Here is a 21,403-nt window from a genome sequence, read left to right on the forward strand (position 1 = left end):
CCTTCCCTACTATTACACCTATTTGATGAACTCGGAACTTGGGACTACAGCTTGAGGACAAGCTTGTCATGCCAATCCAAAGGAATTGGTATTCATCCGGTATCAACGAATTAACAATATATAAGGTGCGAAAGGGGTTCGCTGCATGAGCAAAAAGTACGTAAAACACAAGATCTGGGCCGTACTGCTGGTACTTGCGCTAGGAACGGTTTTGGTGCTTTCCGGTTGTGGGGGATCAGGTGAAGGAGCAAAACCAGAAGCAGGACAACCGCCAGGTGGAGCGGGAGAAGGCGCGCAAGACACGTTGATCTATGGGCGTGGCGGAGATTCCGTGGCATTAGATCCTGCCATTGTGACTGAAAGCGAGTCGTTAAAAATCGGAATACAGGTGTTCGATACACTACTGGAATACAAGGAAAGTACCACGGAGATTCAGCCGGGGCTCGCAGAGAGCTGGGAAGTATCACCGGACGGACTTGTCTATACGTTCAAGCTGCGTCAGGGCGTAAAATTCCATGACGGAAGTGACTTTAACGCAGAAGCAGTTGTATTTAACTTTGACCGCTGGGTTGATCCAAAAAGTCCATACAAATTTGAGGGTGACTCGTTTGACTATTATGATTCTATGTTTGGGCCTGATGGAAGCAGAGTGATTAAGGAGGTTAAAGCGGTGGATGCGAATACCGTCCAGTTTACACTGAACAAGCCGCAGGCTCCTTTTTTACAAAATATCGCTATGCCATCCTTTAGTATTGCAAGTCCCAAGGCTATTAAGGAGAAAAAGGCTGATTTTAAAAATAATCCGGTCGGCACAGGGCCGTTTGTATTTAAGGAATGGAAACGTAACGATACGATCACCTTGGAAAAGAATCCTACTTATTGGAAAGAAGGACAGCCAAAGTTGGCTAAGGTCATCGTTCGTTCCATTCCAGACAACACTGCGCGATTTAATGCTTTGCAAAACGGGGAAATTGACCTGATGGAAGATTTGAATCCGGATGATGCGAAGCAGTTAGAAGGTAACAGCGAGCTGGTAAAAATCGAACGTCCCTCCTTTAATGTGGCATACATTGGATTTAATTTAAAGAAAAAGACATTTAGTAATCCCAAGGTACGGCAAGCACTGAATCACGCAGTGAACAAACAGGCCATTATTGATGCATTGTTTGCGGGCGAGGCCAAGCCTGCGGTCAATCCGATGCCGCCCACGTTATGGGGATATGACGAAAGCATTCAGGACTACACTTATGATCTAAATAAGGCTAAATCTTTGCTAGCGGAAGCGGGTTTTCCTAACGGACTTCCAGAGCCGTTAACCTTCTATGCAATGCCTGTATCTCGTCCATACATGCCTGACGGCAAAAAGGTAGCAGAGGCTATTCAAGCTGATTTTGAAAAAATAGGAGTCAAAGTCAACATTCAATCTCCAGAATGGGCTACGTATCTGGATGATCTTAAAGCTGGAGAGAAGGATGATCTGTATATGTTGGGATGGAACGGGGACAATGGCGACCCGGATAATTTCCTTTACACATTGCTGGACAAGGACACGATCCCAGGCAATAACCGCAGTTTTTATGTGAATGAGGAACTTCACAAAATACTGGTAAAGGCGCAGGTTGAGGTTGATCAAGATAAGCGTGCGGAATTGTATAAACAAGCACAAGTCATTATTAAACAAGATGCACCTTGGATTCCCTTGGTTCACAGCACGCCGTTGATGGCAGGCAAAGCCAATCTTAAGGGTTTTGTACCTTGTCCGGCAGGTATTGAAGCGTACGGTAATATTTATTTTGAATAGCCCAAACGCAAGTAGGCGGTGAATAGCATATGAACTCATATATTGTAAAAAGGCTGGCCATATTGATTCCCGTATTGCTGGGGATGACGCTTATCGTGTTTTCGATTATTCATGCTATTCCCGGTGATCCGGCGGAAACAATACTGGGGGACAAGGCCACGGAACAGTCCAAACAGGCGCTGCGTGAGCAATTAGGGCTGGACAAGCCGTGGTTACAGCAATATGGGACCTATCTAAGTGAGCTGGCACGAGGGGACTTGGGCGATTCCATTCGCACCCGGCAGCCGATTGCCCGGGAAATGGTCCCTTATCTGGCGGCTACGCTAGAGTTGACGGTAGCAAGCATGTTTTTTGCCGTTGTCGTGGGTATGAATGCAGGCATCGTAAGTGCCTGGAAGCGTAACTCTTGGTTTGACTATGTCAGCATGGTCATTGCCCTGGTCGGAGTATCGATGCCGATTTTTTGGCTGGGCTTGATGGAGCAGTGGATCTTTGCTAATAAGCTGCATTGGCTCCCTTCCATTGGACGTATGAATTCTCGTGATCCGGTAGAAGCTGTGACACATTTAGCCGTGATTGATGCGGTCATAGGTGGACGTATGGATCAGGTATGGACCGTCATCAAGCATTTGATCCTGCCCAGTATCGCACTGGGAACGATTCCAATGGCGGTCATAGCGCGTATTACCCGTTCCAGCATGCTGGAGGTGATGGATGCGGACTATATCCGCACGGCTCGGGCGAAGGGGCTGGCATCTTTTCAAGTCGTGTACAAACATGCGCTTAAAAATGCTGCGATCCCTGTGCTTACTGTCATCGGTCTTCAGACCGGATCGTTACTGGGAGGCGCCGTACTGACAGAGACCATATTTGCCTGGCCCGGCATCGGACGGTACATTTTTGAAGCGATCAGCTCGCGTGACTATCCGGTTATCCAAAGCGGAATTCTAATCATTGCGTTCCTGTTCGTCATCATTAATCTGATTGTCGATTTGCTGTACGCTGTTCTCGACCGGCGTATTCGTTATCAGTAATCAAGTCGTCAATTGGTCAAGGGGGAGCATGTCCGATGTCACAATTTTCAATCGAACCCAATAACATACCGACAACACGCAATACATTGGCGCAATTGCCTGTGGTGTCGGGCCCTTGGAGAGACGCGTGGAGAGCGTTCCGTCACAATAAAATGGCGTTCGTCGGTCTCAGCATTATTATCTTCTTTGTCATCATTGCTTTGATCGCGCCCTGGATTGCTCCTTTTGACTATAAAGAGCAAAATTTGGTGAGCCGTTTACAGCCTCCTTCCGCAGAGCATTGGTTCGGTACCGATGATCTTGGCCGAGATTTGCTGACTCGTACGCTGTATGGCGCCAGAATCTCGTTATGGGTCGGTTTCTTGTCCGTTATTGGTTCCATGATTGTAGGAACTGCCTTAGGATTAATTGCTGGATTTTATGGAAAATGGGCTGATATGATCATCTCACGCCTATTCGACATTTTACTGGCATTTCCGGGGATTTTGCTGGCAATTGCTATTGTGGCCATTCTGGGGCCTTCGTTGGAAAATGCGTTATACGCCATTGCCATTGTCAATGTGCCAACGTATGGACGATTGGTTCGCTCCAAGGTGCTGAGTGTCAAAACGGAGGAGTATATTACGTCTGCCAGAGCGCTTGGAGCTAATAATCGGCGAATCATACTCCGTTATATTTTGCCTAATAGCCTGACGCCGATCATCGTACAAGGAACATTGGGGATCGGAACGGCCATTATTGAAGCAGCAGCGCTCGGATTTCTGGGCTTGGGTGCACAACCTCCTGAGCCCGAGTGGGGCAAAATGTTGTCCGATTCGCGGCAATATATCCAAAATGCGCCATGGACAGTTATTTTTCCGGGGATATCTATCATGCTGACCGTATTGGGCTTTAATCTGATGGGTGATGGCCTGCGGGATGTTTTGGACCCAAGAGCGAAGCGTTAGGGTAAAAATAGCGAGGTATATAAACAGCATCATTCCGTCTACACCGTTTTCCATGCACATTTTTTAGTTTTACTTATATACTTCTATTTAAATTGAAGAAAAGAGGTGTTCCCTGAATCTGGTAGCTGGGGAACACCTTTTTATATGACTTTGTTTACGTTTAGTGTACTTCGATTCATCCCGCTATGGTTTGCAATCTTCTCCGTAAGTCATGTGAACTTTCCTGAGGCGTGAAAAAAATGTATAATCACTCCAATTGAGTACGTAGGGAGTGGGCTTTATGACATGGCAAAATAAGAGAGAGCATCGACAATTTGCGGAGCAGACACGGAGCGACGCTTCACGGGCAGCATATGAACGAGATTATTCTCGATTGATCCATTCACCGACCTTCCGCCGGTTGCAGGGTAAATCACAAGTATTTGGCGCAGGCACAGGAGATTATTATCGCACACGGCTGACACATTCGTTGGAGGTAGCGCAAATTGCGCGTGAGGCGGCACGAAGCTTGCTGCGCCGTCATCCAGAGGTAGAGTTGGAACAGGCGGATAACGCAGGACTGATCATTGACCCTGAGGTGGTGGAGTGTGCTTCGATCGCGCATGACTTTGGGCATCCACCGTTCGGACACAAGGGAGAAGAGGTGCTGGACGGGATTTTGGATCAACTGATTGAGACGAAGGTAGAAAAGATATCCGCTGCTGGTGGCTTTACGCCAGAGTCCAAGCGTGGGCTTGAGGCCTATGCACGCGAGCGACGAATTTATGAGCATTTTGAAGGGAATGCGCACAATTTTCGGCTGATTATGTTTTTGGAGAAGCGTGAGAATGTGGATGGTTTGAATTTGTCGGACGCTGTATTGCTCGGAATCAACAAATACCCGTATCCAGGGATTCTGAACAAAAAAGGGTTGTACCTGCATGAGTGGGAATATATACGTTCGATCCGCGAGGATTGGGGCATCCCTGACGGTAAAAAAACGCTGGAGGCCCAGCTCATGGATCTGTGCGACGATATTGCTTATTCCGCGCATGATTTGGAGGATGGGATTAAGGCAGGGAAAATTGAGGTGCACGAGCATTTCTTATATGACCCATATTTAATTCGTCTGATCACGGAAAAAATCACTACGTTGGAGGATAGCTTCTGGCAAGGCTGGCAACTGGCTGAGATTGAGCAGAAGGTCGCAGCGGTACTAAGCGAATTTTTGAAGGTGTGGAATGGGAAGATGCCGATATGTGAACACGATTATTCTCGCACCCGCCGGGAGGTCAAAGCATACTGGGTCAGCCTGTTTGTCAGCAGCTTAGGTGTAATTGATGATGGAAACTGGAAAAAGGTAACCTTCGTACGGGATGGAAGCGAGGATTTGGATATGCTGCGCACGGTGAGTGTATTAAAAAGCTTTGCTTGGGTCACCATGATCCGCGATCTGCGCGTACAGCGTCTGCAAAAACGCAGTGAATGGATGCTTAGACGGTTATGGTTGGCTTTTCTGGACCCCGAAACATCCAAGTCCATTATTCCGACCGATTGGCTCCAGCGCTACGAGCGAGACCAGGCCAAGGCCAAACCAATCTGGACATGGGAGCATATGGTCATTGACTATATTGCAGGCATGACTGATGCTTTTGCTGAAAAAATTTATAATGAGTTATATGGCCTGAAGGTAGGTTCCATTTATGACCTGGACTAACGTTTTTATTTAACCCTATATAGTAGAAGAAACTTGTTTAGAACGGATAGAAGGGAGAGGAGAAGGCGTATATGCAACCTCAGTCTTTAGCTACTAACTCGTTGAATCTCGGTGTGCTTGATATGGTACCGCTGCTGCCCGGCAATCGTCCGGAGCAAGCAGTTCAATGGGCGGCAAAGCTGGCGAAACAGGCGGAAGCATGGGGATATACACGCTACTGGACCTCCGAGCATCACGATATGGAGGGGCTGGCTTCCTCCAGTCCGGAAGTGCTGTTGTCTCATATCGGGGCGGTGACGACGACCATCCAACTGGGGGCGGGGGCTATATTGCTCCCGCATTATAGTCCAGTCAAGGTCGCCGAATGGTTTCATCTGCTGGCTGCTCTATATCCAGGCAGAGTCGAATTGGGTCTGGGGAGGGCCCCTGGCGGGGGGCCTCATGCTTCGATGGCACTAAGCGGCAATTTTCTTCAACATGTGACTGAGCTGCCACAGAAGATGGAAGCTCTATTGGCTTTGTTGGAAGGCACATATGAATATGAACAGATCCCCGTGTTTGCCCGTCCAATGCCAGAACAGCCGCCAGCGCTGTGGATGCTGGGTACCAACCGAAAAAGTGCCGAATATGCTGCGCAGTATTCAACGGGCTATGTATTCGGCCAATTTATGAGTGAACAGCAAACGGAAGAAATGCTAAGCATTTACCGCTCTAGCTTTCAACCGTCCACACGGATGGACAAGCCCCGTACTATGGTTGCTGTAGGAGCAGTATGTGCGTCGACAGATGAGTTGGCGCAGCAATGGGCTGCTCAGATTTCATTAGGCGATCCAGCGATCCGAGCCAGTTGGCTGGTGGGAACACCATCGGTTATTGCCGAACGGTTGCGTAGCTTGCAGATCAAATATAATAATGATGAGTTTCTGTTGGTCACGCCCATTCCCGATTATGAGCAGCGGCTTCATTCCTACCGACTAATAGCGGAGGCTGTGAATTGTAGTCTTGATTCCAAATGAAAAGATGAAAAGAGAACTGACATGAATAAATACAAAATCGATACAGATAAAATGAAACCTCGCTACATATATACCTATGCGTGTCATGAGACCGAGCGTGAATTGTGTCTTTTGGAACTAAAGTGCTTGTTCGGTCAACAGCCTGTGCATAGTTCCATGCTGTCGTCCCATCTTCGGCTGGAGCCGGGGATCAGCCCGTTTATCCATCTTCGTCTGGATATCATCATCGAGGCGGACACGCTGGAGGAGCTATGCGAGGCAGCTTCCATGTTACAGCTTGAGGAAGGAAAGACCTTTAAGGTGCTGTGCCTTAAAGAAGGGGACAATGAGGCTGATTATGACGAGCGGCGCGAGATAGAACGCCGGATTGGTGCACGTATTCAGGGGCAGGCGCAAATGAAGACACCGGATGTAATCCTAGGAGTCATACGATTAGGAGAACGGTGGCTGATGGGCATGTGCGAGTATAGCGACAGATCGTGGCAGGAGCGTCGTCAGAAGCCGCAAAACTATTCTACTGGACTACCCGTTCTGGTAGCTAGAGCACTTGTGAATTTAGCAGCAACGGATATAACTGCATCTAAGGGAAAGTCAGACTCCTTGAAACTGCTGGACCCGTGTTGTGGTATGGGCAATGTAATGATTGAGGCATTGAGTATGGGCAAGGATATTCGCGGCTGTGATATCAACCCGTTGACGGTGCGTGGGGCACGAGTGAATTTACGCCATTTTGGATATGAAGAAGATCTGGTGAAACTGGGGGATATGAACATGCTCACAGGTAATTATGATGCAGCTATATTGGATATGCCTTATAACCTGTGCTCCGTGCTCCCTGCTGACGAACAAAAAAAGATGCTGCGCAGTCTGAGACGCCTGGCCGCGCGGGCAGTGATTGTGAGCACGGAGCCGATGGCAACATTGCTATCCGAGTCAGGCTGGACCGTTATGGAGCAATGCCGTATCTATAAGACAGGTATGAGTCGGGAAATCTGGATCTGTAAGTAGCTTGTTAATACTGAGTTTTGTAGTTAACCAAATTCAGTGGCAGCTTCTGACCAGTAGCATAGGCTTTCAAATTAGTGAGAAAAATATCTACCGCTCGTTCAGCATATCGGTCTGTATCCCCTGCAATATGCGGCGTAATCAGGACATTCTCTAGACCCCACAGTGGATGTGACGCAGGTAGCGGTTCTTCCTCGAATACATCCAGTCCGGCAAAAGCAATATGTTTTTGTTCCAGCGAGCGTACCAGCGCATCTGTATGAACAGTCTTGCCGCGACCGACATTTATGAAGAAGGCGCCTTTACGCATCGCTGCAAATGCGTTTTCGTCTAAGAAGTGATGGGTCTCTTCAGTGAATGGCAAAATATTAACCACAATATCCGCAACGCCCAATGCTTCATGTAGTTGTTCGTTTGTGTACATGTGTTCTACATGGGGAGCTTCCTTGCCGGAACGGCGAACCCCGATCACTCGCATGCCAAAGGCTTCTGCAATCCGAGCGGTTTCACGGCCAATTTCGCCAACGCCTGTAATCAACAGCGTTTTGCCACGTAATTCCGTCAGTTGACCTTCCGGTGGCTGCCATGTTTTCTGACGCTGCAAGAGAGCCGCTTGCTGTAAATAACGGGTATGCGATAGCAGCATTCCAAAGATCTGCTCTGTAATTGGAATCGCATGTACACCACTTGTATTCGTGAGTGCAATGTTGCGCTTTTCCAGTTCGGTAAGCGGGAGCTTATCAATCCCAGCCGACCAGGTTTGTATCCACTTTAGCTTGCTGTCTGGATGTAATGCTTCCTCGGCAATATGCTTGGACCAGCCTAGAATAACCTCGGCCTCACGGATCTGTTCAGTCTCCAATTCCTGGGCTTTGCCAATAATCAATTCGTAGCCTGGAGCCGCTGCACGAACCTGTTTTTTTTGATCATCCGTCAATTGATGTAAACTTAAAATGCTTCCCATGATTCATAGCCTCCTCGATGTTTGATTCCTTGGAGTTTCCAATATATTCTGGCGAACCATCCCTTCAAGGATAACAGATTGTCGGGAAATTTGCATAAGAAGGGTAGAAACAAGCCCGCGGTGTCATCATATATAACAACAAGTGGCTTTACCCTGATTGGGGACCAACCAAACAGCTACTTTTTGGGATATCCACGGGATATTCGTTAAGAAAGGAGAAGAGGTAGATGAAAAATGAATCGCAAAGACTCTTTACAGCGATAGCTCTCCCGGACCAGCACAAGAAGAAGTTACGTCATTGGGTAGAGCAGGATTTGAGTAATTTGTCTTTCCGCAAATGGAGTGACTTCAGAGATTACCACGTGACACTTCAGTTTCTGGGTGATGTGGCGAATTCGGTTATTCCAAAACTTGAGCAGGCTCTAGTTCATGCTGGAGCTGAGCATCGCCCGTTCACGCTTGGCATGGGTGAAGCAGGCTTTTTTGGACGCGAAGATTTTCCGCGTGTACTATGGAGGGGAGTGACCGGGCAGCGAGAGTCACTGGATCAGCTGTACCAGTCCATACTTCGAGCTACCGAACCGCTGGGTTTTAAACCCGAGGAACGACCTTATCGACCTCATATCACTGTAGCACGTTCATATACAGGAGGGGAGCCTGTTTCAGCGTCTGTGTGGCAGTCAGATGACCGAAGCGGCGAGCCTTGGGAAGTGGGGGAATTTGTATTATATGCAACCCGAATGGGACAAAAACCGATGTACCAAATAATTCAAACATTCCCATTAATGAGGTGAAACCCTTGATCTATCAGCGAATTTAGTGATATAGTGTTTCAGCGTTATTCAAAAAGCGCATTTTGGGTTACATATCTGAGGAATGTGCTTAAAGTTAACGGGAGGAACATTATGGAAATCGTTAAAGAACATCGTTGGTTTGCACCTCTTTTGAGTGTGCTGCTTGTTTGTATATTGGGGATAGGCCTCTACGCTGAGGTTCAGCAAACACAGAATAATCATAAAAATGCACCTATGCAATCTCTGAGCTGGTCAGGGAACACTTCGGTTCCTACATATGGCGACAGGATGGGGACCCATAACGGGTCAAACAGGACAAGCCCCATCTTTGTCGCTGCTCATGGGCAGCCAAGCTGGAAAGAAATCATGCCGACTCCGTTACCCGCTTCCCAGATGAAGCAGGTGGAACAAGCTCGGAATAACGCTGTTACAGGCAAGAAAAAGCCTGAGGTCCAGCATAGCAAGTCCGCAATCCTAACCCCTCCTACAACCATCTACTTTACGAAGACAAAAATGCTCACTCAGGATGACAAGGCGTTGTCTACCTGGAGCTATCCTGTCTCCGCTAAAGAACTGCTCCTGCTGCAAAAAATAGTGATGGCAGAAGCAGAAGGCGAACCGTACGAAGGCAAAGTGGCAGTTGCCAACGTTGTCTTAAACCGGCTGCGGTCAGCCTCATTTCCCGATACGATTCAGGCAGTGATTTATCAAAAAGCGCAATTTAGTCCGGTTGCGAACGGGCGTCTTCGTCGTGTTCAGCCTAACCAGGACTGCATACGTGCAGTTACGGCCGCTTTGAATGGCCATAAAGCCGTGCCTGATAACACCTGTTTTTTCCTTTCGCTTACGTTGGCCCAGGACCTTACGGTTCATCATTCGCGTACCAAGGTGAAAACTATCGGTCATCATACCTTTTATAAATGAGCATTTGGTATAAATCCCATGAGCGACAAATAACAGCCCTTTCTAAACAACAGGGTTCAGCTTTGTGAGCGTATTTTGTGTGCGCAGGTGAAGCAGGTATGCAAAAGAGGTATAATTAGGTAAAGGAAAGTAACCTAAATAATAAAAGTGACAAAGGAGGCGTAAATGTTATGAAAATCACATATTATGGACATTCAGTTGTGTTGGTGGAGGCAGAGGGGAAACGGATTATTATCGATCCTTTTTTGACGGGGAATCCTAAAGCAACCGTACAGGCCGAAGATATTCAGGTGGATGCAGTACTGTTGACACACGGTCACGCCGATCATTTTGGTGATGCAGTTGAAATTGCCAAGCGCAATGATTGCCCTGTAATTGCGGTGGCGGAACTGGCTGAATATTGTGCATCCTTGGGAACCAAAGCTCACGGTATGAATCTGGGTGGTGGTCACCAATTTGACGGTTTTCATGTGAAATTTACGCTGGCGTTCCACAGTTCCTCTTTGACCGTGAACGGACAAACCATCTACATGGGAGAGCCTGCGGGGATTTTATTGACTATGGGAGGCAAAACATTTTTCCATGCAGGGGATACCGGCTTGTTTGGCGATATGCGTCTCATTGGAGAAACCAACTCCATTGATGCCGCAGTATTGCCGATCGGAGATGGTTATACAATGGGACCGGAGGATGCTTTGCTGGCAGCGAAATGGCTACGGGCAAGCCGCGTGATACCGGTGCATTACAATACTTTTCCCGGCATAGAGCAGGACGGAGACGGCTTCTGTGACCGTCTTCATAAAGAAGGTATTGAAGGGAAAGCATTGAAGCCAGGCGAAAGTCTCGAATTTTAATACGGTTTATCGATTTGCGGGAATGTACATGATGGTCCGTATGTATATTAAACTCCTTTGTCAGCCTTTTCTGTTCCTTGGGAATAGAAAAGGCTGACTTTTTTAATGAATATTTATACATAAAAATGATATATTTTTGCATTGGTACGTTGAAGCTGTAATGTAAAAGATTTATTATCACAACCATAAAAACTTTGAATTGCTAACACAATAGGTCAATGATAAAATGATAGAACTAATTAGATTCATCAGTGGAATCGACGTGTTTTTCAAGTCAAGCCATTGCATAATTATTGAAAAACATGCGCATTCGGCGGACCGTACCGCCTTGAATACGTCTTATGTTTTTGTCCCCCATTCCTCGTAGTTGTTCTTTGATTTACCTCTTGTTGCCACTGTCTTCTATTCGGCCGCCTGTATTTCAGGCCAGCATGACTTTATAACAGAAAGGTTGCGTTCCATGAGACAGACAGGTTTACCACCCAAACAGGGACTATATGATCCCCAATTCGAAAAAGACGCCTGCGGCATGGGCTTTGTTGCCCACATCAAGGGAAAACCATCGCACGATATTGTAAGTCAGGCTTTGACCATGCTCGTAAACATGGAGCATCGGGGCGGTCAGGGAAGTGAACCAAACTCCGGTGACGGAGCAGGGATCATGATTCAGGTTCCGCATCTGTTTTTTCAAGAGGAAGCGGAGCGATTGGGCTTCAAATTGCCTAAGGCCGGACAATATGGCGTGGGTATGCTTTTTGTATCCAATGATCCAAAAGTTCGTGAGCTGCATGAGCAGAAGCTTAGAGAAATCATTGTGGACGAGGGCCAGAACTGTCTGGGCTTTCGCGATGTACCAACGTATGACGAAATGCTGGGTAAATCGGCAAAAGCAGCTAAACCTGGCGTACGTCAGGTGTTCATCGGCCGCAGTAGCGATTTGAAGGAAGAACTGGATTTTGAACGGAAACTGTATGTCATTCGTAAACGTGCAGAGCTTGCTATTCGCTATAACCAAGAGGATATGAATGGTGAGTCGTTCTATATTCCAAGTTTGTCATGTCGCAAGGTTGTATACAAAGGAATGCTGACAACCGAGCAGGTAGGTAAATTTTATCTGGATTTGCAGGATGAGCGGGTGACATCGGCGATCGCGCTGGTCCATTCCCGTTTTAGTACGAATACGTTCCCGAGCTGGGACCGTGCGCATCCTTATCGTTTTATGATTCACAACGGTGAAATTAATACCATGCGCGGCAACGTAAACTGGATGCATGCGCGTCAGGCACAGTTTGAAAGCGAAGCGTTTGGCAACGATATCAAGAAGGTTAAACCTGTCATCAACCCAGATGGCTCGGATACAGCTATGTTTGATAATACCCTGGAATTTCTGTATCTGAGTGGACGTTCGCTTCCTCATGTAGCCATGATGATGGTACCTGAGCCTTGGAACAAGCATGAGACCATGGACCCGAAGAAGCGGGCATTTTATGAATATCATAGCACCATGATGGAGCCGTGGGACGGACCTGCTGCGATGGCGTTTACAGACGGTATCCAAATCGGGGCGATTCTTGATCGCAACGGCCTGCGTCCTGCACGTTACTATGTGACCAAGGACGACCTGATTGCACTGTCATCTGAGGCGGGCGTATTGGATATTGCTCCTGAAAATGTGCTTTATAAGGATCGTCTCCGTCCAGGGCGTATGCTCCTGGTGGATACTCAAGAAGGCCGCATCGTTTCTGATGAAGAGTTAAAGGAACGTATCGCATCCGAAGAACCTTATCAGCAGTGGCTGGATGAGCATTTGATTGATCTGGATGATCTGCCTGAAGCACTGGAGCAGCCAGAGCCGAAACATGAAAATGTAAATCAGTTGCAACTCGCTTTTGGATATACGTTTGAAGAACTACGCAAACTTCTGGAGCCGATGGCACTTACAGGTGCGGAACCGATTGGCTCAATGGGGTATGATGCTCCATTGGCGGTATTGTCTGACCGTCCGCAACGTTTGTACAATTACTTTAAACAAATGTTTGCTCAGGTTACCAACCCGCCGATTGACGCCATTCGTGAAGAAATAGTGACGTCAACTGCAACGACGATTGGACCAGAGCGCAATTTACTGCACCCAGAACCGGAAAGCTGTCGCCAGATTCGTTTGGATTCGCCGGTGCTGTCGAATGAAGAGTTTGCTAAAATTCGTCACGTACACCGTCCAGGCTTCAAATCCATGACCATTCCGATCTTCTTTGAAGCAAAAGAAGGTGCTGAGGGCTTATACAAGGCGCTGGAAGGACTGTTTGAGGCGGCTGACCGTGTCATTGACAAAGGTCATAACATTCTGATTCTGTCTGACCGTGGAGTGGACGCAGAAAATGCAGCCATTCCGGCGTTGCTAGCTGTTTCCAGCCTGCATCACCATCTGATTAAGCAGGGTACACGCACACGTGTGAGCATTTTGCTGGAATCCGGGGAGCCAAGAGATATTCACCATTATGCGGTACTTTTGGGCTACGGTGTGAGCGCGGTTAATCCGTATCTGGCGTTTGAAACGCTGGATGTCATAATTCAACAGGGCTTGCTGCGCGGCATCTCGCACGAAAAAGCAGTTAAAAATTATATTAAAGCGGCAACCAAGGGTGTCGTTAAAATATTGTCCAAAATGGGTATTTCCACGATTCAGTCGTACCGTGGAGCGCAAATTTTCGAGGCCGTAGGTCTGAAGCAGGATTTCGTTGACCGTTATTTCACATGGACGCCTTCCCGCATTGGCGGTATTGGTCTGGAGGAAGTGACGATGGAAGCGCTGGCCCACCATAACCGTGCTTTCACTGATAAGGACGGCAATGACAAGGTGCTCGATTCGGGCGGCGAATACCAATGGCGCAACGATGGAGAAGAGCACTTGTTTAACCCGCAAACAGTGCATTTACTCCAGCAGTCGGTTCGCTCGGGAGACTACGAGCTTTACAAGAAGTATACCAAGCTGGTACAGGGTGAATCTGAACAACATTTGACGATTCGCTCCATGCTTCAATTGAAGCCTGCTGGTGAGCCTGTGCCGCTGGATGAAGTGGAATCTGCTGCATCGATTATGCGTCGCTTTAAAACAGGGGCTATGTCTTTTGGCTCCATTAGCCAGGAAGCGCATGAAGATTTGGCGATTGCGATGAATCGGATCGGTGGCAAGAGCAACACGGGTGAGGGCGGGGAAAACCCTGCGCGTTTCATCCCGGATGCTAATGGTGATTCACGTCGCAGTTCGATCAAGCAGGTGGCATCTGGCCGATTTGGTGTCACGTCGAACTACTTGGTGAATGCCGACGAAATTCAGATTAAAATGGCGCAAGGCGCGAAGCCGGGCGAAGGTGGGCAACTACCAGGACGCAAGGTGTATCCTTGGGTCGCCGAGGTACGCGGTTCAACGCCAGGAGTAGGCCTGATTTCGCCACCACCGCATCACGATATTTATTCTATCGAGGATTTGGCAGAGCTCATCTATGATCTCAAAAACGCCAATCCACGTGCTGATATTAACGTAAAGCTGGTATCAGAGGTAGGTGTGGGCACGATTGCTACAGGAGTAGCCAAAGGCCGTGCTGACATTATTCTGGTCAGCGGTTATGACGGTGGTACAGGCGCTTCCCCGCAAGGCTCCATCCGCCATGCGGGTATGCCTTGGGAGCTGGGGCTGGCTGAGACGCATCAGACGCTCATGCTGAACAACCTGCGCGACCGCGTGGTACTGGAGACAGACGGTAAGATGCTGTCTGGACGTGATTTGGTCGTAGCTGCCCTGTTGGGTGCGGAAGAATACGGCTTCTCCACAGCGCCGCTCGTAGCGTTGGGCTGTATTATGATGCGGGTATGCCAAATGGATACCTGTCCGGTGGGTGTGGCTACGCAGAATCCAGAGTTGCGCAAAAATTATATGGGTGATCCAGCCCATGTGGTGAATTTTATGCGTTTCATCGCAGAAGATGTCCGTGAAATTATGGCGGAGCTGGGATTCCGCACGATCCAGGAAATGATTGGCCGTACGGATTGTCTGGATACCGTGAACGCCGATTCGCACTGGAAGAAGAAGGGCGTAGACCTGAGCTTGCTGCTGCATGTTCCTGAGTTGGAAGATGGAAGTGTACGTTACCGCGTACAGCGCCAAAACCACGGTCTGGAAGAAACACTTGATATGCAGAAGCTCTTACCGATGGCTGCGGAAGCACTGGAGAGCGGAACGCCTGTGGAGGGTACCTTGCCTATTACTAACGTGAATCGGGCGGTAGGTACGATTCTGGGCAGCGAGGTTACACGTAAGTATGGAGCGGCAGGTCTGCCTGAGGATACGATTCGCTTTAACTTCATTGGATCGGCAGGTCAGAGCTTCGGAGCCTTTATTCCGAAAGGTATCACGTTGAGCGTCGAAGGCGATAGCAATGACTATGTCGGTAAAGGGCTATCTGGCGGTAAAGTTATTGTAAAGAAATCTCACAAAGCGACCTTTAAGGCTGAAGAGAACATTATTATCGGAAATACAGCCTTGTATGGAGCGACCAGTGGTGAAGCTTATATTAACGGAATCGCAGGCGAGCGCTTTGCCGTTCGGAATTCCGGCGCACGTATTGTTGTTGAGGGCGTTGGTGATCATGGCTGCGAATACATGACGGGCGGACGTGTAGCTGTATTGGGTGGAACCGGACGGAACTTTGGAGCCGGGATGTCCGGAGGTATTGCATACGTCTATGATCCTGAGGGAACGTTCCTGAGCCGTTGTAATCTGGAGATGGTGTTGCTGGAAGATGTGGAGGACCCTGCAGAAGCAGCGGATTTGCGCGGCTTGATTCAGCGCCATGTCACTTACACGGGCAGTGAAGCAGGACAACGTATTTTGGATGAATGGCAGACTGCGATTCAGCAATTTGTACGGGTGATTCCAAAGGATTACAAGCGTATGGTTGAACAGATCCAAAAAGAAGAGGCGACCGGTTTGAGCGGGGATGAAGCTCTACTGGCAGCATTTGAAGCCAATATGCGTGAGTTGGCGCGTACCGGGGGCTAAAAAGCAGACCGCCAAATTCACTAAAAAGGACTTGCTGAATACCGCTGTTATAGTCACGGCGGTGCCAGCAAGTCCTTTTTTTAGACTGATAAAAATGTGATTTATTACCTTGACAAACGTCATAAATTCTGACATTACCCCCAAAATGTTTTCCTGAAACGGTAAATATGTTATAAAAAGTACCAAATTTTTTGGAATGTAACCGTTTACGTAAGAGTTTATGTCTTGTTATTTATTTTTGGATTGGTTATGATTTTTTTAGAGTACGCAAACAAACCTAATATGCCCATCGTCCCTTCAAAACACAGAATAGGGTGACAGGATGAAGTTGAAGAAGTCAGCAGAAGACAAAATGATTTTTTTATACCGTTATGTATCATTATCTTTAACATCACTTGTTTTTCTGTTCGAAACATCTAGATTAATGGTATGGCAAAAGCTATTACTGATTGTTTTTCTATTTTTATCCGTTACAGCATTTACTTGGATTTACCGTAAATACAGACTTCATGATATGGTATTGAAATGCAGTATTGCACTAGAAACCGCAGGGATCATTTTGCTGTTATTCCCGACCGGAGGGATCAATAGCCCGTTCAAATGGTATGTGATTACTCCCATGCTGGTAGCTTGTGCTCATCTATCTATGAGGTACAGCTGGACGCTCCTACTTTCTTATATCGGTTTGGTGCTTACATTTTGTTATATCTTTTTTACACCAGGTCAATATTTTTTGTGGGATCTTATATTGCAGAACATTAATCTGTTTCTGGTATTGATCGTAACCACTATGGCAATGCAGGTTATTCGCGTCATGAAGGACGAACTGAAGGTGGCTAAAGAACAAGCCAATGAGACGATGGATCATATCAAGTCGATTTACCACATCATGGAGACGACCAGCCATAATGAGGCATTAAATCTAGGTCAGGTCATCTCGGATTACACTGTCAAGTTAACCAAGCAGAGCCGTGCATTTTTCTGGCTGGATAGTCAGGAGGAAGATGCGCCGGCAAGCAGCCAAACAGGCTGGACGGTAGAGGAAGAGGAACAGCTATTCGAGGAACTGGAGAATTACCGGGAGGAGTTCAGGGAAGAGCGCGAACCATTTTTCAGACATCTACCGGAATGGGGCGACTTTCTCATGATCACCGTACCGATGACGACCCGCTTTGTAGCGACGATTGGCCTTAAGCTGGGACCGGATCAAAGTTTGACAGGAAGACGCTGGCTTGTGCAACAACTGATATTCTTAGCTGAGCTGAGTGCTGTGTTTTTGGAACGCTATGAGCTGGAGCGTATTGAGAATCAGTTGATTGTGACGAATGAGCAGAACCGGATTGCAAATGAAATGCATGACAATGTTTCACAAAGTCTTTTTGGTATTGTGTATGCAACGCATTCTCTCCGGCAGACTTGGTGCCATCAGCCTAAGGAGCAGGTGGAGGAACAAATTGAATTAATTCAGCAATCGGCCAACCAAGCGGTTAGAGAGCTGAAGGGGGCAATTCATAGTCTAAGCTCGAAAAAAAGCGGAGGATCAACTTGGTTGGGGACGGTGAAAAGTCATCTGCATACACTCTCCAAGCTGAACCATGTACAAATTGATTTTGACATCCATGGTGATCATTATTCACTTCCGTATTTGTACCAAAAGGCTTTGTTCCGCATCATTTCCGAAGCGGCGGGGAACGCAATCCGTCATGGATTGGCCAAGCGAATTGATGTGAAGTTAAAATTGACGCCCCAAGTGATTAGACTGTCTATTCATGACGACGGAGTAGGGTTTGAGACGGCGAGAATGGTAGCAGGAGGTGAGGCGGTCAGTGCAGGCGGGGGCCTGGGCATGATGAATATGGAATATTTAGCTCAATCGATGGGAGGCGAATTTGATATTTCAAGTCGAATCGGAGAGGGAACACAGATCCGATTGTCCATTCCGGTAAATGCTTATGAATGAGGATTTTACAAAATCCTTGAATACAATGTGTGAACATTCTGCAATACAAAATCTGCGGTAACAATCGGATACATAGGGATTATGCAAATCCTGAACTGTAGACAGGAGGCCGAATCATGAAAATTGTCATTGTCGATGATCATCCTTTAGTACGGAAAGGACTCGCTGCGGTTATATCCATGCAGCCCAATGTTCAGTTCGCGGGAGAGGCCCAGAATCAACAGGAAGCACTTGCGGTGATCGAGGAAACGGATCCGGATTTGGTGCTGCTGGATTTGAAATTAGCTGATGAATCAGGTCTGGATATTATCAAGATAGCGCGCGGACGCGGGTTCAGAAGCAAATTTATTTTGCTGACCTCTTCTGCAACACGTGAAGATTTTCTGAAAGCGGAGGAAGCCTCTGTGGACGGTTACGTGCTTAAGGAGGCTTTGCCTGAGGAACTAATTTACGCGATTCATCTTGTCAACAAAGGACGCAAATATTATGATCCGGCTATTCTCGAAAATAAGCTGCGTGAAGATGCTGGCAATCTCACGGACGACCTGACACCCAAGGAAAAGGAAGTGCTGGTCGAGCTGGGACAAGGGGCTTGCAATCGTGAAATAGCATCCCGGTTATTTATCAGTGAGTTCACCGTCAAAAAGCATGTCAGTCAGATCTTGGCCAAGCTGCGACTGGCAGATCGTACGCAGGCAGCATTATATGCCAATGCGATTGGTCTAGCGAAGTACGAGCCAACCAATATGATGATGCGCTAACCCCATAAGCTACGCAGTAGTTTCAATATGCGAGTGGTATAGAGAAATCCTCAAAATCACCAACTTTGGTGGTTTTGAGGATTTTTTCTTGTGTATTTACCATAATCGACAAAGTATGGTACAAAAGTATACCATGCCGTGTCCAAAAGTATACATCCCCCTTCCTCTGTAGTGAGGGAGAAAGTGCCGTTCGGTTCCATGTCGTTAATACAACGGATTGTTACAATTAGATCATACTTAAAATAAGAAGAGAAATTGTATGGGAGGGAGGATTTTTGTGGAGAAAACCATTTTGGATTATCTAGTCCTGATCAAAAAAAGATTGTGGCTGATTGCGATTTTTGTCATTCTCTCATGTGTAACGACTTACATTGTGAGCGACAATGTCGTAAAGCCAGTCTACTCCGCTTCAAGCCAACTGCTGGTTAATCATATTTCCGCCAAGCAGGGGAGTAACAATCTGAATGACGTCAACACAAGTCTTAATTTGGTGGAAAGCTACAAGCAAATTCTCACTTCACCTAAAATTATGGACGCTGTGGTAGCGACTCATCCTGAGTTCAATTTGACGTCGCAAAAGTTGGCAGAGAAGCTGCAAATTAAATCCTCGGATAAAAGTCAGGTAATCGGCTTGACGTTTGAGGCAGGGAATTATCCCCAGGCCGCAGCGGTTGTAAACGCAGTAACCCAGAAATTCGTGCAGACGGTTCCGGGATTGATGGAATTAAATAATGTGAAAATTTTAAATGAAGCGGACCCGCAAGCCAATCCTGACCCGATTAATGGGAATCCGCTCATGAATATTGCGATTAGTTTTCTCGTATCGCTGATGATTGCGCTGGGCACGATTGTGTTCCTGGAAAGCATTAACGGCACGCTGCGCACGGAAAAAGAAGCGGATGCAGACATCGGCATTCCGGTAATTGCATCGATTCCCGTCATTCGCAAGAAGGACATCGATGGAGTGGCCGGAAATTCCAAAGAACGGGTAGGGGAGCGTAAATATGCTGCGATTGAATGACATGTTGATTACAGAAAGTAATCCATCATCGTATATCTCGGAATCATTTCGATCCCTCCGTACATACATCCGGCAGCAGGTGGTCGGGCAAAAGGACCGTGGGACGGTTCTTTTGTTAACCTCGCCGGAAAGCGGAGCGGGGAAAACAACAATGATCGCCAACATCGGAGTTTCCTTTGCTCAAGAAGGCAAGAAGGTGGCTCTGGTGGATTGCAATCTGCATAAACCAGCGCTGCACGAGATATTCGGAATGGAGAATACCGGAGGTCTATCGGCTTATTTGCGCGGTGGGGCTTCTTCCAAATCTATCGTTAGGCATGGTGGACTGGAACTATCGGTTGTTCCTGGTGGGGACAGTCTGTATAACGCAGCAGATCTGCTCGGTAGCGAACGTATGGCAGAGCTGTTGGAAGAACTCAAACGTGAATATGACATCATATTACTCGATTCGGCGCCAGCGCTGAATTATACGGATGCTCGCCTGATTGCAGGCTTGACGGATGGTGTGATTCTCGTTGCCAAACATGGCCGGACCAAACGGGAAGATCTACGCAAAACAAAGCAACTCATGGAGCAGGCTAGCGCGACGCTGGTTGGAATTGTGATGAATCAGGTGAAGTAAGCAACACCAAAATTCGATGAAGCAAGGAGAATGAGTGCGATGATGAAAAAAGTGAAAAAGGCCATTATTCCAGCAGCAGGATTGGGAACGCGCTTCCTCCCTGCCACCAAAGCAATGCCTAAGGAAATGCTCCCGATTATCAATAAGCCTACGATTCAATATATCGTGGAAGAAGCGATTGCTTCTGGTATCGAGGACATCATTATCGTTACGGGTAAAGGTAAACGTGCCATTGAGGACCACTTTGACAACGCATTTGAGCTGGAATCCAAACTGCTCGAGGACGGTAAGCTGAAGCTTCTGGAGGAAGTACAGCGTTCTTCAGGCGTGGAAATTCATTACATTCGCCAGAAAGAACCCAAAGGTCTTGGACATGCGGTATGGTGCGCAAGACGCTTTATCGGGGACGAGCCATTTGGTGTGCTGCTGGGCGACGATATCGTAACAGGTCAAAAACCTTGCCTGCGCCAGCTGATGGATCAATATGAGGAAACGCAAAACTCTGTGATCGGTGTGCAGCGGGTACCACAGGAATTCACGAACCGGTATGGCATCATTGAACCGGACCAACAGGACGGACGATTGTACCGAGTGAATAATTTTATTGAAAAACCGGCTCCAGGCACAGCCCCATCCGATTTGGCTATTATGGGTCGCTATGTGTTCTCGCCGAAAATTTTCAAATATCTTGATCTTCAGGAAAAAGGAGCTGGCGGCGAAATTCAGTTGACGGATGCGATCCAAAAGCTGAATCAGAGTGAACGTGTGTACGCCTATGACTTTGAAGGCACGCGTTATGACGTAGGTGAACGTCTTGGATATATTTTAACCACTCTTGAATTTGCACTTGCCAGCGATGATTTGAAGTATCCGGTTATGGAGGCCATGAATGAATGGCTGAAAAAAACCGAGAAAGCAACCACAGCGGGTTGAGAGGAGGTACGT

General features: G+C 47.5%; 16 protein-coding genes. 15 read left to right on the forward strand and 1 reads right to left on the reverse strand.

Features of this window, described 5'->3' with window-relative positions; all coding sequences use genetic code 11:
• The first annotated feature begins 145 nt into the window (after positions 1–145).
• The 6 genes from C400_RS0106850 to C400_RS0106875 all read left to right on the forward strand — a co-directional run bounded on the left by C400_RS0106850 (position 146) and on the right by C400_RS0106875 (position 7,502).
• Entirely contained in the window at positions 146–1,801 is a 1,656-nt protein-coding gene (locus tag C400_RS0106850; protein ID WP_017426443.1) for an ABC transporter substrate-binding protein, read from the forward strand.
• A gap of 29 nt (positions 1,802–1,830) precedes the next feature.
• On the forward strand, positions 1,831–2,835 hold the full coding sequence (locus tag C400_RS0106855; RefSeq protein WP_017426444.1) for an ABC transporter permease: 1,005 nt from the start codon (positions 1,831–1,833) through the stop codon (positions 2,833–2,835).
• Between the two features lie 35 nt (positions 2,836–2,870).
• Entirely contained in the window at positions 2,871–3,782 is a 912-nt protein-coding gene (nikC, locus tag C400_RS0106860; RefSeq protein ID WP_017426445.1) for a nickel transporter permease, read from the forward strand.
• 280 nt (positions 3,783–4,062) lie between these two features.
• A complete protein-coding gene (locus C400_RS0106865; protein ID WP_016821269.1) occupies positions 4,063–5,478 on the forward strand; it encodes a deoxyguanosinetriphosphate triphosphohydrolase family protein in 1,416 nt (471 codons plus the stop codon).
• A gap of 71 nt (positions 5,479–5,549) precedes the next feature.
• Positions 5,550–6,494 (forward strand): MsnO8 family LLM class oxidoreductase, encoded by a 945-nt coding sequence (locus C400_RS0106870; protein ID WP_017426446.1) that lies wholly within the window; start codon positions 5,550–5,552, stop codon positions 6,492–6,494.
• 21 nt (positions 6,495–6,515) lie between these two features.
• A complete protein-coding gene (locus C400_RS0106875; RefSeq protein ID WP_017426447.1) occupies positions 6,516–7,502 on the forward strand; it encodes a restriction endonuclease subunit M in 987 nt (328 codons plus the stop codon).
• Positions 7,503–7,506: 4 nt separating this feature from the next.
• Here C400_RS0106875 and C400_RS0106880 read toward each other — a convergent pair whose 3' ends face one another.
• Positions 7,507–8,463 carry a D-2-hydroxyacid dehydrogenase gene (locus C400_RS0106880; protein WP_017426448.1) on the reverse strand — a complete coding sequence of 319 codons (957 nt, stop codon included), beginning with the start codon at positions 8,461–8,463 and terminating at the stop codon, positions 7,507–7,509.
• 227 nt (positions 8,464–8,690) lie between these two features.
• Between C400_RS0106880 and thpR the strand changes: the two genes are divergently transcribed.
• The 9 genes from thpR to galU all read left to right on the forward strand — a co-directional run bounded on the left by thpR (position 8,691) and on the right by galU (position 21,391).
• Positions 8,691–9,257: an RNA 2',3'-cyclic phosphodiesterase gene (thpR, locus tag C400_RS0106885; RefSeq protein WP_017426449.1), complete on the forward strand. Its 567-nt coding sequence runs from the start codon at positions 8,691–8,693 to the stop codon at positions 9,255–9,257.
• A 111-nt stretch (positions 9,258–9,368) separates the two neighbouring features.
• Entirely contained in the window at positions 9,369–10,181 is an 813-nt protein-coding gene (locus C400_RS0106890; protein ID WP_016821264.1) for a cell wall hydrolase, read from the forward strand.
• A 170-nt stretch (positions 10,182–10,351) separates the two neighbouring features.
• On the forward strand, positions 10,352–11,035 hold the full coding sequence (locus C400_RS0106895; RefSeq protein WP_017426450.1) for a metal-dependent hydrolase: 684 nt from the start codon (positions 10,352–10,354) through the stop codon (positions 11,033–11,035).
• A gap of 460 nt (positions 11,036–11,495) precedes the next feature.
• Positions 11,496–16,094, forward strand: coding sequence for a glutamate synthase large subunit (gene gltB / locus C400_RS0106900; protein ID WP_017426451.1), 4,599 nt, complete (start codon positions 11,496–11,498; stop codon positions 16,092–16,094).
• A gap of 322 nt (positions 16,095–16,416) precedes the next feature.
• Positions 16,417–18,054, forward strand: coding sequence for a sensor histidine kinase (locus tag C400_RS0106905; RefSeq protein ID WP_017426452.1), 1,638 nt, complete (start codon positions 16,417–16,419; stop codon positions 18,052–18,054).
• Between the two features lie 116 nt (positions 18,055–18,170).
• Complete coding sequence (locus C400_RS0106910) at positions 18,171–18,815, forward strand: response regulator (RefSeq protein WP_013369811.1); 645 nt, start codon at positions 18,171–18,173, stop codon at positions 18,813–18,815.
• A gap of 277 nt (positions 18,816–19,092) precedes the next feature.
• Positions 19,093–19,836, forward strand: coding sequence for a YveK family protein (locus tag C400_RS0106915; RefSeq protein WP_013369812.1), 744 nt, complete (start codon positions 19,093–19,095; stop codon positions 19,834–19,836).
• The gene (locus C400_RS0106920) at positions 19,820–20,458 is read left to right on the forward strand and encodes a CpsD/CapB family tyrosine-protein kinase (RefSeq protein WP_016821260.1); all 639 of its coding nucleotides are present in this window, start codon (positions 19,820–19,822) and stop codon (positions 20,456–20,458) included. Before C400_RS0106915 ends, C400_RS0106920 begins: the two co-directional genes overlap by 17 nt.
• 42 nt (positions 20,459–20,500) lie before the next feature.
• Positions 20,501–21,391 (forward strand): UTP--glucose-1-phosphate uridylyltransferase GalU, encoded by an 891-nt coding sequence (gene galU / locus C400_RS0106925; protein WP_025364257.1) that lies wholly within the window; start codon positions 20,501–20,503, stop codon positions 21,389–21,391.
• Positions 21,392–21,403 lie beyond the last annotated feature (12 nt).

The sequence above is a fragment of the Paenibacillus sp. ICGEB2008 genome (genome assembly GCF_000307675.1).
In the GTDB taxonomy this organism is placed as follows: Bacteria; Bacillota; Bacilli; order Paenibacillales; family Paenibacillaceae; genus Paenibacillus; species Paenibacillus polymyxa.

Coding starts and splice junctions, on each gene's coding strand:
- thpR (WP_017426449.1), top strand. CDS start 8,691: ATGAAAAATGAATCGCAAAGACTCTTTACAGCGATAGCTCTCCCGGAC.
- C400_RS0106880 (WP_017426448.1), bottom strand. CDS start 8,463: ATGGGAAGCATTTTAAGTTTACATCAATTGACGGATGATCAAAAAAAA.
- C400_RS0106890 (WP_016821264.1), top strand. CDS start 9,369: ATGGAAATCGTTAAAGAACATCGTTGGTTTGCACCTCTTTTGAGTGTG.
- nikC (WP_017426445.1), top strand. CDS start 2,871: ATGTCACAATTTTCAATCGAACCCAATAACATACCGACAACACGCAAT.
- C400_RS0106855 (WP_017426444.1), top strand. CDS start 1,831: ATGAACTCATATATTGTAAAAAGGCTGGCCATATTGATTCCCGTATTG.
- C400_RS0106865 (WP_016821269.1), top strand. CDS start 4,063: ATGACATGGCAAAATAAGAGAGAGCATCGACAATTTGCGGAGCAGACA.
- C400_RS0106875 (WP_017426447.1), top strand. CDS start 6,516: ATGAATAAATACAAAATCGATACAGATAAAATGAAACCTCGCTACATA.
- C400_RS0106850 (WP_017426443.1), top strand. CDS start 146: ATGAGCAAAAAGTACGTAAAACACAAGATCTGGGCCGTACTGCTGGTA.
- C400_RS0106895 (WP_017426450.1), top strand. CDS start 10,352: ATGAAAATCACATATTATGGACATTCAGTTGTGTTGGTGGAGGCAGAG.
- C400_RS0106920 (WP_016821260.1), top strand. CDS start 19,820: ATGCTGCGATTGAATGACATGTTGATTACAGAAAGTAATCCATCATCG.
- C400_RS0106905 (WP_017426452.1), top strand. CDS start 16,417: ATGAAGTTGAAGAAGTCAGCAGAAGACAAAATGATTTTTTTATACCGT.
- C400_RS0106910 (WP_013369811.1), top strand. CDS start 18,171: ATGAAAATTGTCATTGTCGATGATCATCCTTTAGTACGGAAAGGACTC.
- gltB (WP_017426451.1), top strand. CDS start 11,496: ATGAGACAGACAGGTTTACCACCCAAACAGGGACTATATGATCCCCAA.
- C400_RS0106870 (WP_017426446.1), top strand. CDS start 5,550: ATGCAACCTCAGTCTTTAGCTACTAACTCGTTGAATCTCGGTGTGCTT.
- galU (WP_025364257.1), top strand. CDS start 20,501: ATGAAAAAAGTGAAAAAGGCCATTATTCCAGCAGCAGGATTGGGAACG.